This window comes from Abiotrophia sp. (assembly GCF_057275535.1).
Genome location: NZ_DBHIRJ010000003.1, coordinates 64,522 through 81,607 on the forward strand (window position 1 = coordinate 64,522; position 17,086 = coordinate 81,607).

General features: G+C 44.5%; 16 protein-coding genes. 1 reads left to right on the forward strand and 15 read right to left on the reverse strand.

Annotated features, from left to right (window positions below):
• Positions 1-8: 8 nt before the first annotated feature.
• The 7 genes from ACO53F_RS03000 to ACO53F_RS03030 all read right to left on the reverse strand — a co-directional run bounded on the left by ACO53F_RS03000 (position 9) and on the right by ACO53F_RS03030 (position 6,407).
• Positions 9-2,231, reverse strand: coding sequence for an HD family phosphohydrolase (locus ACO53F_RS03000; protein WP_485137246.1), 2,223 nt, complete (start codon positions 2,229-2,231; stop codon positions 9-11).
• A gap of 9 nt (positions 2,232-2,240) precedes the next feature.
• Positions 2,241-3,227, reverse strand: a complete 987-nt coding sequence (locus ACO53F_RS03005; protein ID WP_485137247.1) for a PhoH family protein — start codon at positions 3,225-3,227, stop codon at positions 2,241-2,243.
• A gap of 162 nt (positions 3,228-3,389) precedes the next feature.
• A complete protein-coding gene (locus ACO53F_RS03010; protein WP_485137248.1) occupies positions 3,390-3,833 on the reverse strand; it encodes a GatB/YqeY domain-containing protein in 444 nt (147 codons plus the stop codon).
• Positions 3,833-4,222: a RidA family protein gene (locus ACO53F_RS03015; RefSeq protein ID WP_485137249.1), complete on the reverse strand. Its 390-nt coding sequence runs from the start codon at positions 4,220-4,222 to the stop codon at positions 3,833-3,835. The genes ACO53F_RS03010 and ACO53F_RS03015 overlap by 1 nt, the downstream gene beginning before the upstream one ends.
• A 12-nt stretch (positions 4,223-4,234) precedes the next feature.
• Positions 4,235-5,437 (reverse strand): MalY/PatB family protein, encoded by a 1,203-nt coding sequence (locus ACO53F_RS03020; protein ID WP_485137250.1) that lies wholly within the window; start codon positions 5,435-5,437, stop codon positions 4,235-4,237.
• A gap of 142 nt (positions 5,438-5,579) precedes the next feature.
• On the reverse strand, positions 5,580-5,753 hold the full coding sequence (rpsU, locus tag ACO53F_RS03025) for a 30S ribosomal protein S21 (RefSeq protein ID WP_035364261.1): 174 nt from the start codon (positions 5,751-5,753) through the stop codon (positions 5,580-5,582).
• A gap of 138 nt (positions 5,754-5,891) precedes the next feature.
• Positions 5,892-6,407 carry a Fur family transcriptional regulator gene (locus tag ACO53F_RS03030; protein WP_485137251.1) on the reverse strand — a complete coding sequence of 172 codons (516 nt, stop codon included), beginning with the start codon at positions 6,405-6,407 and terminating at the stop codon, positions 5,892-5,894.
• A 60-nt stretch (positions 6,408-6,467) separates the two neighbouring features.
• Between ACO53F_RS03030 and ACO53F_RS03035 the strand changes: the two genes are divergently transcribed.
• The gene (locus ACO53F_RS03035; RefSeq protein ID WP_306486957.1) at positions 6,468-7,295 is read left to right on the forward strand and encodes a pyruvate, water dikinase regulatory protein; all 828 of its coding nucleotides are present in this window, start codon (positions 6,468-6,470) and stop codon (positions 7,293-7,295) included.
• A 45-nt stretch (positions 7,296-7,340) separates the two neighbouring features.
• Here the strand turns inward: ACO53F_RS03035 and aspS are convergent, their stop codons facing one another.
• From aspS to ACO53F_RS03075, 8 genes are all read right to left on the reverse strand, one after another.
• Entirely contained in the window at positions 7,341-9,107 is a 1,767-nt protein-coding gene (gene aspS, locus ACO53F_RS03040; RefSeq protein WP_485137252.1) for an aspartate--tRNA ligase, read from the reverse strand.
• Positions 9,107-10,435 (reverse strand): histidine--tRNA ligase, encoded by a 1,329-nt coding sequence (hisS, locus tag ACO53F_RS03045; protein WP_485137253.1) that lies wholly within the window; start codon positions 10,433-10,435, stop codon positions 9,107-9,109. The genes aspS and hisS overlap by 1 nt, the downstream gene beginning before the upstream one ends.
• A 313-nt stretch (positions 10,436-10,748) precedes the next feature.
• Positions 10,749-12,125: an N-acetylmuramoyl-L-alanine amidase family protein gene (locus ACO53F_RS03050; RefSeq protein ID WP_485137254.1), complete on the reverse strand. Its 1,377-nt coding sequence runs from the start codon at positions 12,123-12,125 to the stop codon at positions 10,749-10,751.
• A 169-nt stretch (positions 12,126-12,294) separates the two neighbouring features.
• Positions 12,295-12,447: a 50S ribosomal protein L33 gene (gene rpmG / locus ACO53F_RS03055; RefSeq protein WP_070755656.1), complete on the reverse strand. Its 153-nt coding sequence runs from the start codon at positions 12,445-12,447 to the stop codon at positions 12,295-12,297.
• 158 nt (positions 12,448-12,605) lie between these two features.
• Entirely contained in the window at positions 12,606-13,649 is a 1,044-nt protein-coding gene (locus ACO53F_RS03060) for a serine hydrolase (RefSeq protein ID WP_485137255.1), read from the reverse strand.
• A 48-nt stretch (positions 13,650-13,697) separates the two neighbouring features.
• On the reverse strand, positions 13,698-14,900 hold the full coding sequence (locus tag ACO53F_RS03065) for a hypothetical protein (RefSeq protein ID WP_485137256.1): 1,203 nt from the start codon (positions 14,898-14,900) through the stop codon (positions 13,698-13,700).
• 115 nt (positions 14,901-15,015) lie between these two features.
• On the reverse strand, positions 15,016-16,476 hold the full coding sequence (locus ACO53F_RS03070; RefSeq protein WP_485137257.1) for a YSIRK-type signal peptide-containing protein: 1,461 nt from the start codon (positions 16,474-16,476) through the stop codon (positions 15,016-15,018).
• 173 nt (positions 16,477-16,649) lie between these two features.
• Positions 16,650-17,086: LPXTG cell wall anchor domain-containing protein (locus ACO53F_RS03075; protein ID WP_485137258.1), on the reverse strand; the 437-nt coding region annotated here is incomplete at its 5' end.

Genomic DNA, 17,086 nt, shown 5'->3' on the forward strand with positions numbered 1-17,086 from the left:
TAAATAGCCTACTTAGGATATTCTATACGGGTGTGATACATACTTGCGACTCCACGAATTAGAGAGGCTTGTACAATTTTTAATTCATTAACGGTTAGGTCACAGTCAGAAAACTGATCATCCGCCACTTTACCTTGGATAATGCCTCCTACAAGTCCTTCTATGCTTGCTTGACTATACTCCTTAAGGGTACGGCTAGCTGCCTCAACCGAATCAGCAATCATGATGACAGCAGCTTCCTTAGTCCGCGGCTTAGGTCCTGGATAACGGAAATCCGCCTGATCTACAGGATGCCCTTCCTGTTGGGCCTGATAGTAGAAATATTTTACCAGTGTAGTCCCATGGTGTTGCCAACAAATATCCTGAATGGAAGTAGGCAAATCATGAGCCTCCATAATTTTTACACCAGCGGTCACGTGACCTGTGATAATCTGGGCACTTTCAATTGGCTTAATCATTTTATGTGGATTTTCAACACCTGCAGGCAAATTCTCAACGAAAAAGAGTGGATGCAGTGTCTTCCCAACATCATGGTAATAGCTAGCGACCCGCGTTAGCAGGGAATCTCCGCCAATGGCTTCAACCGCATTGGCACTTAGATTAGCTACCATCATGCTGTGGTGGTAGGTACCTGGTGCCTTCTCAATCAAGTCCTTAAGCAAAGGATGATTAAGATTGGCTAGTTGCTGTAGGCTTAATTCTGCGCTTGGGTTAAAGATGCGCTCCCAGTAAGGAGACAAGGACAAGTAAAAAATGACCGTCATCAGGATATTAGCCAGCATTAGCCCTGCCATACGTCGACCTTGGAAGGTTGTTAAATCCATGTTAAAGCCCAGTAATAAAGGCAGAATGGTCAATAACTGTAGCCCAATATAGGCAGGAACAAAACGTCGTTTACGCCCTAACCAAACCTTGGCATTTACCAAAATCATACCAATTAAACCAGTAAAACAATAAAAGACCAGAGGCATGAGACTTTCCAAAATATTAAAGACATCACTCAAGACGAAAAGTGCCATCACATTGAAAGATACCAAGCCAATTAAGCCATCGCGCATACTGGTTTTGGGTACTACAAGCAGTGGCCACAAACTAATTGGCAACAAGAGCGTTGCCCAGGCAAAGCCCCCTACTTGAAGTACTTCGAGAGCCTTCAAGACAGCGAATAGGCCACCAAAGGCAAAGGCATAGATGGTCATAGCCATTTGACGCTTGGCACTTGGTGCTTGCTTGAAACGAAAACCTTCGGTATTCAATCCTAAGAGCAAGAGGAAATGTGCAATAATCAAGGCATAAAAGATATAAGCATTATAGCGTCCAACACTGGCATCCAAGTAACCAAAAAGCTTGAGTTGACGCAAGACAGTTGAATCAATGACATGCCCTTCTTGGACAATAATTTGACCTTGAAGAATATAAGCCGGTTGAACGGCAGCCGCCGCTTCTTCTTTCAAGCGGTTAGTTTCTTCTTGGTTATAAACCAGGGTTGGTACAATAAATGGTTGAATGAAGTCTACCAGGACCGACTGATACTGACTATATTGCCCTGCTTCACGAAGGCTAGCCCGTAGCTTGCTTAAGTTAGCCGCAGTATTAGCAGGCTCAATTTCCTGACTTAAGGTTTGACTCAGCAAATCAACCACATATGTCGACATAGTTTCAAACTGCTTATCATCGAGTGATAGCCAAAGATTACGGGCATTGTCTGGTAAGGATTCATTCAAACTCATGAGGGCAACTGACCCTTGTTTTAAATTTTGATTATAGAGCAAGAGTCGCTCTGCCTCCGTTAATTGAGTCCAATAGAGGCGTTGACTGTTGCTAGTAAAGGATGCCTTAAGGGTCTCAAGGTCATTATCAGACCAGCCTTGAGCGCGGGCAGCCGACTCAAGGTCGCTGGCACGATAATCCTTCTGCCTTACGCCTTTGACAAATGAAAAATACTGATTCAACAAATCAACCTGTTGGTTTTTAACTTCGGGTGAGTAAAGTCGAACATCGGAAACACGACTGCGTGCATGTTGGCGTAATTCTTCTGTTCGTTCAGTATCTTCTACTGTCTTAGGAGCCCGAACGGTAATATCAGCTACTCGGTTAAGGGCAAAATTATAAGTTCTAGGTTGAACACTGGAATAGCCCAAAAGCAAGAGCCAAAGTGCCAGAACTAGGCCCACTAGGATTTGATAACTCAAGCCCATTTTGGCTTGCAGACGCTCTAAACGTCGATTCATTCCTATCACCTACACTTCGCCCAAGTTATCATCAGGTAATTTGCGACTGTAAGCCTTGATAATATCAGCCACCACAGGGTGACGCACCACATCAAAGGCATCAAAGGTCACAAATTGGATACGATCAATTCCCTTAAGCTTACTTTGGGCATCAACCAAACCTGATTTTACCCCTTTTGGCAAGTCGATTTGCGTTCGGTCCCCATTAATAATCATCTTAGAGCCAAAGCCTAAACGGGTGAGGAACATTTTCATTTGGGCAATGGTGGTATTTTGAGCCTCATCTAAGATAACAAAGGCATCATCCAAGGTACGGCCCCGCATATAAGCCAAAGGCGCAATCTCAATGACGCCACGTTCCATCAGGCGGTTGGTTTGCTCTGCCCCATAGATTGTGTAGAGCGCATCATAAACCGGACGTAAATAAGGGTCCACCTTTTCCTTAAGGTCACCTGGCAAGAAGCCTAGGCTCTCCCCTGCTTCTACTGCTGGCCGCGTCAAGATAATCTTCTTCACTCGGCCTTCCTTCAAGGCTTGAACAGCTAGCACTACAGCTAAGAAGGTTTTACCAGTCCCGGCAGGCCCAATGCCGAAAACCACGTCCTGTTTGGCAATGGCGCGCGTATATTGTAACTGACCAAAGTTCTTGACCCGGATGGCCCGGCCATCTGCTGCTCGACCAATGACTTCCTCATAGAGATTGAGGAAGTAATCCAAGGTATTGTTCTGGGCCATTTTAATAGCCGTCACAATGTCCATGGTGTGAGGCGTAATATGACGTTCTAGCAATTGCACTAATTGGTTAACAACCTCTAGTGTCAACTCAACAGCTGCTTGACGACCAGTAATAGTTAGTTGCTCACCCCGCGTCGTGATAAGCACTTCAAAGTGTTCTTCAAGTAATTGAATATGGTGATCTTGATTGCCCAAAATGGCTAAAAGCCAATCCGGATTGGAAATAATTAATGTCTGACTATATGGGTGTTGTTCCGTCATAAGCAATCCCTCTCTTCTTCACGTCTCAGACGACGTCAGGCTAGATACTAGTGGACACACTAGGCTGATTCTATTATACCTTGTCTTGCACTAAAAGTCATGATTTGTGCCATTTTTGCGCCTTAAAACAAAAAACAGGAGCACAGCTCCTGTTAACATAGCTTATCCTAAGAGACGTTTAACTGTCTCATTAATGGCCTTACCTTCTGCTTGCCCCTTAAGGCTGCTGGCAGCTAATCCCATGACCTTGCCGAAATCTGCCTTGCTAGTAGCTCCCACTTGCGCCATAATCTCACGAATCTTGGTCTCTAAAGCCTCAGGACTGAGTTGTTCTGGCAAGTATTTTTGGACGATGACAATTTCGTCCTGGGTAGCTGACACCAAATCCTCTCGATTTGCTTTCTTAAATTCAGCCAAGGAATCACGACGTTGCTTGAGTTCCCGGGAAATAATGGTAATTTCTTGGTCTTGGCTTAAGGGCTCAGGCTGTTCTAGTGCCTCTTTCTGGAGAGCAGCCTTAAGCATGCGCAAGACCTTAAGGCTATCCTTGTCCTTAGCCTTCATGGCTGTTTTAATATCTTGATTAATCCGTTCTGTTAAAGTCATTAGGCTTCCTCCTTATAGGCTACCAATTCGATTTCAATCCCAGCATTGAGCGGAAGTTTGCCGACTTGGAAGGCTGATCGAGCTGGATAATGGTCTTGGCTAAAGTATTGGCCATAGACCCCGTTGACTGTTGCAAAGTCGGCAATGTCATTGAGGAAGACAGTCGTCTTAACCACATGCTCAAATGTCATGCCCTTTTCAGCTAATAAGGCTTTGAGGTTGGCAAAGACTTGATGGGTTTGGTCCCCAATAGTGGCCGGCATATTACCAGAAACAGGGTCGATTGGCAATTGGCCTGAGGCATAGAGCCAGCCCTTGACATAGCTAGCATGTGAATAAGGTCCTACTGCTTTTGGTAACTTATCTGAGATAATACGTTGGATAGACATAAGTAAACTCCTTTACTCTTGATTTAATCGCTTATTCAAAGCCGAAATGATGCGGTTTGCAGCCTCCGCCACATTATCAGGATGGGTGGCGCAATTGAGACGAACAAAGGTGGCAGTTTGACGGCCAAAGGTCACCCCAAAGTTAACCGCTAGCCCTGCTTCATGAATCATGAAGTCCTTAATCTGGCTTGCTGGCAAATAAGCGCCAAAATCAATAAAGGTGACATAAGTAGCTTGACGTTCCGGTATCACCAAATCTGGGAAGGCAGCCAATAGGGTTCGGCGTAAGTAGTCATCATTGTAATCTACTGTTGCATTAAGACCTTCTAACCACTGGCTACCTGATTCATAGGCTGCTTGTGTGGCCAGTAAGCCCATCAGGGAGTGACTGGCTTGCTGATAAGGTGCTACGCCTCGGTCGTATGCTTGACGCAATTTTTCATCCGGAATAACCACATGTGAATTAAGCAGGCCCGCTAAGTTAAAGGTCTTAGAGGGTGAGTTTAAAACAACGATGATGTCCCGATAAGCACTTAAGCGGTCATCCAAGGCAGAAACAAAGTGATTGCCTGCCGCTACAAAGTCTTGATGGATTTCATCAGAAATCAGATAAACATGATGACGACGGCAAATGGCTAGGAGTTGTTCCAACTCTTCCAGACTCCAGAGACGACCTGTTGGATTGTGCGGTGAGCAGTGAATGAGTAACTTGACCTCTTCGGCTACAATTTGCTTCTCCAAGGCATCGAAGTCAATTTCATAGCGGTTATTGCGCAATTGCAACTGATAATCCACTAATTTTCGGCCCGTGTCTTTAACGGCGCCGTGGAAGGGTGGATAAACAGGCGTCATAATCATGACCCCTTGACCCGGCTGGGTCAAGATTTGAACCAACCAATAAAAGCTGCTGACCACCCCAGGTGAAAAACGAACCCAGTCAGGCTCAATCTCAACACCAGCTCTTTCTTGCTGCCACTTGGCATAGGCTTGATAGTATTCTGGACAAGGATAGGAGTAGCCAAAGACCCCATGGTCTACCCGCTCGTGTAAAACTTTTTGGACCGCTTCAGGCACCTTAAAGTCCATATCCGCAATCCACATTCCCAGTAAATCTGGTGCCCCGAAAAGTTCTTGACTTAAGTCCCATTTCTTACAGTTACTACCACGACGGTCTGTAAAATACCGCTGGCAGAAATCAGCTACTTGTTGATTCATAGTCATCCCACCTTGTCCTAATGATGTTTTTATTATCCTCTTTTCAGGCTAAATTTGCAAGTAAAGTAAAACACCCAATGACTTTGGCCACTGGGTGTTTTGAATCGCTATGTATCGCTATTTATAAGCTAGCGTAATGTTATTAAAACTTACGTTTACGAGCTGCTTCTGATTTCTTCTTACGACGTACAGATGGTTTTTCGTAAAACTCACGTTTACGTGCCTCTCTTAAAGTACCTGTTTTAGAAACGTTACGCTTAAAGCGACGAAGAGCGTCATCTAGAGATTCGTTTTCACGAACGACTGTTTTAGACATGGGTTTCCCTCCCTCCGAGCTTTTAGTAACCTTTCCTAGATAAAGCATCTAAATAAGATTCCTTGTCTATTATAGCCTACTTCTTACCTATTTTTCAATAGGCTTTTTTCATTTTTTAAGGTTTTATTACCATAATTTTCATGATTTACCTTTACATTGCGCACACTTACCAAAGACATCAAAGCGATGCCATTCAATTTCTACTTGGGACAAGTCTGTCTTGACCTGATCCATAGGGCAAGCATCCAAAGGGATGGTCCGGCCACAGACGGTACAAATAAAATGATGATGGTGGTGCCCATGATCACAATTCCAACAATTAATCCGGAACATTTGCTCTCCATTGTACTCCGTGGCTTCTAAGAGGCCTTCGTCCACAAAATCATAAATATTGCGATAAGTAGTATTATAGCTCATGGTTGGATAGTCTTTGCCTAATTGCTGATGAATATACTTAGCGCTCAGATAGCGTTGATTCTCTGCAAATAAATGCAGAATTTCTTGACGCTTCTTGGTCATTTTATAGCCAGCAGCTTTTAATTGTGCCATGCCACGGTTAACAATTTCATCAACTGACATGTCCTCAGTCTCCTGATGATCATGCGACTGACAGTGATGATGCCCATGGCAATCATGATGGTGATGATCAACCATATACAAGCCCCCTTCTGATATGCTATGATATAAGTGATTAAGAACTGGAGGCGACTCACTATGGAAGACACACGTCCAACTTTACACTATTTTATTATTTCGGATGCGATTGGAGAAACTGCTCAAAAGGTTGCGCAATCATCCCTAGTTCAATATCCGTCTGCACATAAAGTATGTCACAAATACAACTTTATTTCAAATATAAACGATTTAGATATTGCCTTAGAAGATGCAGCTGCCCATGATGGTTTAATCTTTATGACCATGATTAATAACGAGATGGCAGCCTATGCTGAACGCTTTTTCAACAAGCACCAGCTGACCTACTACAATCTCATTCAACCCATTGTAGACGAAATTGGCTATCGGATTAACATGAAACCAACCAAGATTATTGGGGCCCAACACGAGCTATCTGACCGCTACTTCGACAAGATTCGGGCTATGGAATATTGTATGTCTTTTGATGACGGTAAGGACCCTAAAGGGTTCGAAGAAGCCGATATCATCCTACTGGGTGTCTCCCGTACAGGTAAGACGCCTCTCTCCATGTACCTGGCCATGTTAGGTTACAAGGCAGCTAACCTGCCACTAATTCCAGAAAATGAATTACCAGAAATTCTCTTCAAGTTAGACCCTAACAAGATTGTCGGACTGACTAACCGTGTAGAAGTTATTAACCAACACCGGGATGCTCGCATGCGGGAATATGGCATTACTAGTCCAACTAAGTACGCCTCCTTCGATCGCATTCAGGAAGAATTTGACTTTGCCCAAGAAGTTTATAAACGCATTGGTTGCCAAACCCTAGATGTCTCTCAACGTAGCATTGAAGAATCAGCTGCCATTATCCTCAAGATGCTAGACCTACACAAGCATGAAAACTAAGGCAAAATGCCCTGACAGAGAATTCTGTCAGGGCATTTTTTGTGCTTATTCAGCCTCTACTTGAAGATGTAACTCTTGTAATTGAGCGCTCGCTACATGACTTGGAGCTTGGATGAAGGTATCCACCCCACGACCATTCTTAGGAAAGGCAATGACTTCCCGGATGTTTGGCTCTTTGGCTAAAAGCATGACCAAACGGTCTAGACCGAGCGCCAAACCACCATGTGGTGGGAAGCCGTAGTCTAAGGCGTCCAAGAGGAAGCCAAATTGACTTTGTGCTTCTTCTGGTGTGAAACCAAGCAAGTCGAACATTTGCTCTTGCATAGGACGGGTGTGAATCCGGATGGAACCCCCACCAATTTCATAGCCGTTAAGCACGATGTCATAGGCCTGCGCCAAGGCTTGGTCAGGGTTGGCCTTAAGGGCTTCTAAATCAAGGTTTTGTGGCGAAGTAAATGGATGGTGGGCTGCGAAATAGCGCCCTGCTTCTTCGTCATATTCGAAGAGTGGCCAGTCGGTAATCCAGACAAAGGCTAAGGCATCCTCGTCGAAGAGTTGATGTGCTTTGGCTAGATTAACCCGCAACTCACCGAGAGCAGCAGCAACCACTTGAGGTTTATCCGCTACGAAGAAGAGAATGTCACCAGGTTCCCCTTGGGTTAAGTCAAGAATAGCTTGTGTGTCAGCTGGTTCAGCAAAGAACTTAGCAATAGGACCGTTCAAGCCTTCTTCGGTAACTTTCAACCAGGCAAGGCCTTTGGCGCCATATGGCTTGACTACTTCTACTAAAGCATCGGCTGTCTTACGGGTATAGGCATCGGCTTGACCCTTAAGATTAATAGCCTTAACCTGGCCACCCTCTTTAACTGTGTTTGCGAACACAGAGAATTGAGACTTAGCAGCAAAATCACTTAAATCCTTCAAAGTCATATCAAAACGAATATCTGGTTTATCTACTCCATAATGAGCCATAGCATGGGCATAGGTCATGCTTGGGAAGGCTTCAGTCATATCTAGACCTCTTGTAGCCTTGACCACTTCTTTAAGCATTTGTTCCACGATTTCTTGGATGTCGGCTTGGTTTAAGAAGCTAGTTTCTAAGTCAATCTGAGTAAACTCTGGTTGACGATCGCCCCGCAAATCTTCATCACGGAAGCAACGCACGATTTGATAGTAACGGTCAAAGCCTGCCCCCATTAACAACTGCTTGAATAATTGCGGTGATTGAGGTAAGGCGAAGAACTTACCTGCTTCACGGGTTGCAACCAAGTAATCGCGCGCCCCTTCAGGAGTAGACTTAGTTAAATAAGGTGTCTCAACATCGATAAAGCCTAATTCATCCAAATATCGACGAATGGCGCTCGTAACTTGGTGGCGCAGGCGTAAGTTAGCTTGCATACGTGGGCGACGAAGATCCAAGAAGCGATGACGCATACGGAGATCATCTTGAATCTCAGCCTCATCGTCTAAGTAGATAGGTGGTGTCTTAGAAGTGGCTAGAATAGTCAACTTCTCAGCCATCAATTCAAAATCACCCGTTGGAATTTTGGCGTTACGTTGTTTCTCATCACGGTATTGTAGGGTCCCCGTCACTTCTAGGACATACTCGCTACGGATACGCTCAGCCTCAGCCATGGCCTCCCCTAGGTGATCGCCATTGAGCACAACCTGACAGAAACCTTCACGGTCTCTTAAGTCAATAAAGATTAAGCCCCCTAGGTCGCGTCGTTTTTGGACCCAACCTTTTAGTGTGATGGTTTGGCCAACTTGTTCTTGGCCGACTTGCCCACAGTATAAACGTTGTGTGGTCATTAAAATTCCCCCTTAAAATACTTGTCAATGACTGAGGTATCCACCGTTAATTGGCGATAAGTCCCCATAAAGTCTTCTAATACTTGATCAAGTGGTAGGGTAACTTGCTTACCACTAGCTGGATGCTTAGCTTGTACGGTACCAGCTGCTAACTCGTCTTCCCCAATCGTCAAAATCACTTGGGCTTTGAGCTTGTCAGCTTGCTTGAATTGTGCCTTGAGGCCGCGATCCAGGTAATCCCGCTCTGCCAACAAGCCTTCTTTACGGGCTGCTTGAACTAGACGCAAGGCCATCATATTGCTTGCCTGACCTAGGCCCATAACGTAAACGTCAAAAGGTTCAGCTTCAGGCACTTCCACTTCCTGTTGCTTAAGGAGTAGCAAGAGACGTTCTACCCCAATCCCGAAACCAAAACCAGGTGTAGCAGGTCCGCCAAGAGCCTCTACCAGACCATCATAACGGCCACCACCACAGATGGTAGATTTAGCACCAATGGCTTGATCATCTACCATAATCTCAAAAATCGTATCTTGATAGTAATCCAAACCACGAACCACTGATGGATCAACAAGATATGGAATCTCTAGGGCCTCTAACATGGCCTTTACAGTCTCGAAGTGTTCCTTGCTTTCTGGGCTGAGGTAGTCTGGAATCTTTGGCGCATTGGCAACTAAAGCCTTATCTTCTGGCGCCTTGGAATCTAAAATCCGCATAGGATTGTCAGACAAGCGGCGTTGTGAGTCTGCACTTAATTGGTCAGCCAATGGTGTGAAATAGTCAACCAAGGCTTGACGGTAGCGTGCTCGGTCTTGGGCTGACCCTAGGGAGTTGACATAGAGGGTTAAACCTTCAATACCCAATTCCTGGAAGAAGTCCCATGCCAGAGCGATGGTTTCCGCATCTGTCGCCGGATTGGTCGAACCGAAGACCTCTACCCCAATCTGATTAAATTGACGTTGTCGACCTGCTTGAGGACGTTCATAACGAAACATGGAGCCCATGTAGTAGACTTTGTATGGTTTAGCATGTTCGGGGCCAAAAAGTTTGTTCTCAACAAAGGCCCGAACTACTCCTGCAGTCCCTTCCGGACGCAAAGCGCAATGGCGGTCGCCCTTATCCTTAAAGTCATACATTTCTTTGGATACAATCTCCGAAGTATCCCCTGATGAGCGAGCAAATAGCTCATAGGCTTCAAATAAGGGAGTCCGGATTTCTTGGAAATTATAGGTTTCAAAAACAGCGCGGGCTGAATCTTCTATATACTGCCAGATTCGACTTTCTGCTGGCAAGATATCAACCGTGCCCTTCATTCTTTTTACTTGTGCCATGATTATTGCCTCCTAGTAATATTGGTGATGGTTCTCTATAAAAGCAAACACGTCCTATAACCCCTGAGGATTATAGGACGTGTTAAAACGTGGTACCACCTATTCTTCGCATGATTACTACATGCCTTTGGACCTTAACGGGGTCAGCGGAACAAGTTTTCACTTATTCATCTCGGTAGTGTCTTGAAGGTTTAATTTGTGTCCTTGCAGCCTAGGGGAGCACTCTCTGAAGTCAAAACCTCTACTTGTCTACGTCATCGATTTCTTTGCTTATTTCTCTGTATTTTACCGCGTTTTATTCCATACGTCAAGCCTATTGTGATCTAGATGAAGATTCTAAATACTGCTCCAGACCCTTAACAATGGCCTCCGCCACTGCATCGTAGTAGCCAGAATTTTGAATCAGTTTCAAGTCGTCTTTATTACTCATGTAACCTAATTCTAAGAGCAGACTTGGCTGATGATTTTCTCTTAAGACATAATAGTTACCGAAGTGAACCCCATTATTGCCGACGGCTTGATTATTGAGTTGAATTTTGGCCAATTCTGTATTGACTAAATTAGCTAAGGACTCATCTTGAGTGTGGTAGTAGTAGGTTGTAATGCCCGATGCGATATTGCTGCTGGCCTCATCAAAGTGAATACTAATAAAGGCATCTACTTTTTCTTGATTGGCTAGCTGTGCTCGCTCTTCAAGGCTGACATCTGTATCGCTTGTACGAGTCATCATGACAACTGCACCTTGAGCTTCTAATTTAGCCTTTAAAACATTTGAAGCAGCTAAGGTTACAGCCTTCTCTTGAGCATATGGATCTTGGCTAATGGCCCCTGGGTCGCTCCCACCGTGGCCCGCATCAATTAAGATAACTGCGCCGTTGAGCGAACGAGCAATCGGCCCATCCACATGGTCTTTAGAGGCATCTTCAAAGGCTACAATACGAGATTCTACATAGCCTCGTTGGCCATTTTGGTCCTCTACATGATAGAACTCCGTCCCGTCGTCACTATTAACCGTTCCTAGATATTTGAATCGTTGATTAAAGCTTGGGTTGTAGTAAGGCGTGCTCTCAAGATTAGGCTCACTATGGAAGGCCTGGCCTTCTGAGCGAACTTGAATATATTGAGCATTAGTAATGTCAATATTCTCAGGCCGGATGGTCTCTTGTTGAGCTTGGATTTGCTCCTTAGTAGACAGGGTTAAATCAGCCGTCGCTACATAGCCCGGTTGGTTATTGACAAGCAGTTCAGTCCAACCCTTAGACTCACTCACCACATCGTATTGGTAACCTTCTGTCAAATCCCGAATCTTGGCACTCGAAGTGGATGCCCCTTGGTAGAAAGGTGTGGTCTTCTTAACTTGAGCCGTCAAGCCTTGGTCAGAAGATAGACTTGGTTGGTCTAATAGCCATTGAGGCAGCCACCCTTCTCGTTGACGATAGCGAACCTTTAGCCAGTTATCCTCTTTCTTAATGACATGTACCACTTGGTCTTTGGCAATAGAGCTAATGGACTTAGCGTTGGTATCCGGTGATTGTCTCAGCGTGACACTAGCATTCTGAATGGTCACCTGACTCGATGTTTGTACCCAGAAAACCACCAGACTGGACAGAGTCAGTATCACAAGAAGGACTAGCAAGGGGAAATAGCGTGGTGACCGCATAGCTTGGCCTAATTTATTAAACTTTTGCACTTTATTTCCCCTCCTTTCACTAATGCTAATCTATTATATCAAGCGTTTTCCTGTATTTTCAACTTAGGATTGTGCTTGTCATCTAAACGTAATATAGTTTCTGGACAAATAGTAAGAAAACAGCTCGTAGTCAGTACTACGAGCTGTGGCTTGTATCTTATGCCGCGTCTTACTTCTTCACTTCACGGTGTAAAGTTACTTTACGCAATCTTGGGCAGTATTTTTTTACTTCTAAACGATCTGGGTTATTACGTTTGTTTTTGGTAGTTAAGTAATTACGATCGCCGCATTCTGTACATTCTAAGTTAATGTTAACACGCATTGTCACAACCTCCTCAAATCATTTCTTGCTGATACCTCAACAGTACTCAAGTATTATAGCACGAACACTTTATAAATCTCAAGCCTTTTTTGAAAAAACTTGAAATTCTAGCACCGGCCAGCTCATAAGCTCAAGACTAACTCGCTGAGGCAAGTCTTTTAGTCATTCATAAGCTCATAGACTCGCTGACCAATCTCTTGGAGCGGCTTTAACATGTCACCCTGTCCTGGATCTTCTTGTAAGACCACTAAAACATAGGCTGATTGATTAGATGCCTGTACAATGGCTGCATCATGTTGCAAGCCCTGGGCTGAGTTGGTTCCCGTCTTATTATAGCTGGTGACGCCTTGTGGAAGTGACGCAACTAGCCCTTGACGGTCTGTTTGTTGGGCTAAAAAGTCTAAGAAGATTTGATCCTGTTCTTGCCCTACTAGCTTATGTTGATATAGTTTGGCTAAGAGCTGGCCGACTTCACGCGCACTGGTGAAGTTTTCCCTTCCTTCAGCAATCGCGACCTGGTCCATCATTAAGCGCTGTAAACGAGTATCTTGATAGCCAAGGGACTGAATCTTGGTTTGAACAGCAGATATGCCACCTAGACGTTCAATAATCAGATTGGTCGCCGTATTATCAGAGTGAATTAACATTTCTAAGGCTAACTCTTCAAGGCTATAGGAAGTGCCCGGCTCTGCCGCTTGGAGATTGCCAGTCCCTCCTACCTGGTCTTCAGCCATCATGCTGATCATCTCTTGCCAACTTATGCGTCCAGCCCTAATTTCCTCTAACAAGACTTGCATGATGAAAAGTTTGATAATGCTAGCCGACTTGATTGGACCTGACTGACTCACCAAGGCAGCCCCTTGACTATTTGGCGTCACTTCTTGGAAATAATAGGCAAGCTTAATGTCCTTAGACCCGTATAGACTAGTAAAAGAAGCCTGGACGGCTTGGTTTTTATCAGACAGGGACTCGTTCTGACTAGATGCGACAGACTGGCTATCTGTAGACGCGACTGATAGACTGCTGGCGCTCTCTGATTCTTGACTGGATACCAAGACTGAGCTTGAAACTTCTGGCTCCTTAGGGCTTTGCGTCATGGCTTGATAAAGGAGAAAGCCAAGCCCCAACATTGCAATCCCAGCTACCAAAATCAAGATGATGAGTAAGTAACGACTGTAGTCAGGTTGGCGATTTGATGACATAGTATATCCTCCTTCTATTACTTAAGGACCAAAATACTTATCGATAACCTAAGGATTTTTGGACCCTATCTCGAAATAGATTTCCTTATTGGCTAATTCGTTCTTAACCTTTAAGAGCAGCTTTTCTTCTTTTGGTGCTGGTAAAATGACATAACCTTTTACACTTCCTCCACCCAGCATATATCGCGATTCATATTGGTCTCTAGCCTTCTTGAGTTGGTAGAAGCCCTTAAAGACATGGTCTTGACCTTGACTATCCACTAAGGATAAATGACTTATACTTGGACTAGACTCAAACACCTTGTCTTCTAGCGTTGGCGCCAAGCTAGACTCCATATGTAAAACTAAGAACTCTTGGTTAGACTTCATATCATCAGCCATGCGTTGATAATCATTCGGGCTAAGTAAATCCATAGCCTTTTGATTAGCTTGATCTCCATGCCAAGCATTTAAAACTGTGATTCTGTGAGATATAGCGAGGATACCGTAACCACCATCACTCACCTCATAGGGCATGACATAGTTAATTGGTTTGGTTTCAGTGAAGGGAACTGGCTTTTCCTTTGTTCCCCATTGTGCTTGTTCAGGAGTTTCTGCTTGGACTTCCTTAGTAGGAACTGTAGTGTCTTGACCCTTCTCTACTTGGAAGAAAACTTCATTTGATAGGCCGTACTTGGGATAACTAAAGATAAGCGGAGTATCTTTGGGAACAATTGCGACCAAATACCCCTCATGCTCATTACCAGGATATAAAGACAACATATCAAAGGCCAAATGGTCTGGCAAGTCGGCGACATATTCATTTGGAATCCCGCTCCCAGACAAATCGAAGAAGGGATTGATGATACCGGCGTGAGTAAACTCTTGATGATTTTCATCGCCCGACTTGTAAGCTAGTTTTAGATGCAATAAGAGAATCTCTTGGTCATCATCCAAAGGCTGACGGTTGGGCTGGTAGGATGGCGCTAGCTCCTGCAATTGATTCTCAGCCTTCTTGCCCCGCCAAGATTCAAGAATGGTAAAGGAAAGCTGGCTCTTGGATCCGTCACGAGACTTCTTCTCATAGTCTAAGGCCTCTCCTAAAGGAATGGGATTTTGTCGTGAACCTTTTTCCTTAGAAGGAGATTCATCTTGCCGATTGTTGCCTGTGCTACTAGCCAAATCACTACTTTCGCTAGCCTGAATAAGGGCCAAAGGTTGACTCATGCCTAAACCTACCACAGCCAAAAGAATTGCGAATTTTTGCTTCATATCCTATACCTCATTTCATAGAACTTGATATTATTATAACAAAGTTGCCACTCATCTACAAGTCATTCTAAAAAAGACTAGAAAGTGCTTACTCTCTAGTCAGACAATACTTAATTTATCCCTGGCGTCGTCTAATTTCAACTTGTTTGAGGTAGATAAGACCAGCAGCTGCTGCTACAGCAGAGACACCCCCGAGTAGTAACCAATAACCATCATCTTGGCTAGAACTTTGCAAATCAGGTTCTGAGCTACTTACTGTAGGACGCTCTGACATTTCCACTGAAGAACTTGCACTAACAGACGAAGAATGCGAAAGCTGAGTCGAGCTTGAACTTGATTCTTCTGCTTCTTCATGCGATTCACTACTTGCTTGCTGTTTTTGTGCCATGAGATTGCCCTTTTCCACCAGGCTTGGCAAATCTCGACGCGGACGTTGATCCAACTGGTCTGGAGCTTGCTCTAGTTGACTAGGTTCTTGACTCGGCTCGGGTTTACTTACTTCTTGAGGGGGCTCTGGTTGTGGTATTACAGGGTCTTGTGGGCTAAGCGGATCAGTCGGCAAGACAGGATCTGGTGGAGTAATTGGGTCTGTAGGGAGAATAGGATCCTGCGGAAGAATTGGATTAGTAGGAAACTCTGGTTGACTAGAATCTGACGATTGACCAGAATCTGAAGAACTATCAGTTTGAACAGGGCCAGCCTCTTTCGGAGGGGTTAGAAAAGTCAAAGACATAAGGTATACACTAGTCTGGTCCCTTCTAGCTGCCTTGTTCAGGGTAAGCGCCAAGCTAGGTTGACGACTTGCAACCGCACTGTCTAAACTTAATAAATACCGGGCACCTTGATAGTTATCGGCTTGTCCTTGGAATAAGACGCTCAAAAGCTGTTGATGGATGACTTGCTTGAGTTGTCCTATATTCTCAATTGCCTTAGGCGTGTTAAAGCTCAACCAGTAGTGTTTGACAGAAGTTGACAGCTCACCTAAACTTTCTTGCTCTAGCTGTGTTAGAGGCCCTTGCGTGACAGGATCCCAATTCTTAGCTTGATAACGATCTGATAAGCTTTGACTAGCTGCTTGTAAGCTAGAATCTGCCTGATAAGCTTGATGACCCCAACTTGTGCGTATAGGATTAATCAGCTTAGCTACCCATTGGCTTAATTCCAATGCCTGTTTGGCTTGGAGCCCTTCCGAGGATATTAAGGAGTCAGTCTCAGCTTGACTAGGTTGGTAAGATTTATTTCCTTCTAACCCGATTTGACCACTCTGACTTAAATTAGGACTAGCCTGCTTAAGTTCTGTTTCGGTATAACCCTCAGGTAAGTTCAAAGTAGCTTGGTTCATTTGAGTTTGGCTATCACCGCTTAAATTCTCACTTACTTCGTGACTTTCTACAGACTCAGCCAGGCTTATACTCTGGCCTTGGTCAGAAGAATTGCCAGAAGTATAGGCAGACTTCTGCTCCTGAGCATGTGTCTGATGAGTCAAGGAAGTTAACCAAATAAAGGAAGCAACCGCAACAGATGCTATCCCCATACTTAATTTACGAATGGCAAAATGGTTGATTTTGTCTTTCATCAGGCTATCCTCCTCACTATTGTTCTTGTATTCTATTTCCTATTATAGCAATCTCTGGCTATAAAACCCACCAAAAACCCGATATAATATTCAAACTTTACCTCTCTGACATATTGTTAACATTGGCGTTTGAAAAGAAAAAAGACAGCCAAAAAGCTGTCTTTTTCTCAATATTAGATTTTACGACGTCTTAAGGCCATGAGCACAAGCCCTGCTAAGGCACTGATGATGGCCGCTCCAATAATAATGAGGTTGGAGCTTTCACCTGTATCTGGCAGTTGCTTACCATCTGCTTGAGCCTGACCTGCTTTCGGCGCTACCATGTTCGGAGTGGTTGAAGTCGCCTTATCAGCTGGATCGTTTTGGCCTTGCATTTGGCTAGTCCCATCATTTTGACTTGGGTCTTGCTTATCATTCTGACCTGTTCCATTATTATCGCCAGGTTTGTTCGGTTGTTCTGGCTGGGTTGGAACTGTTGGAGTCGTTGGTTGTGTCGGCTGAGTTGGTTCAGTTGGTTGTGTCGGCTGGGTTGGCTCAGTCGGTTGCGTTGGCTGGGTTGGCTCAGTCGGTTGTGTTGGCTGAGTTGGTTCAGTCGGTTGCGTTGGCTGAG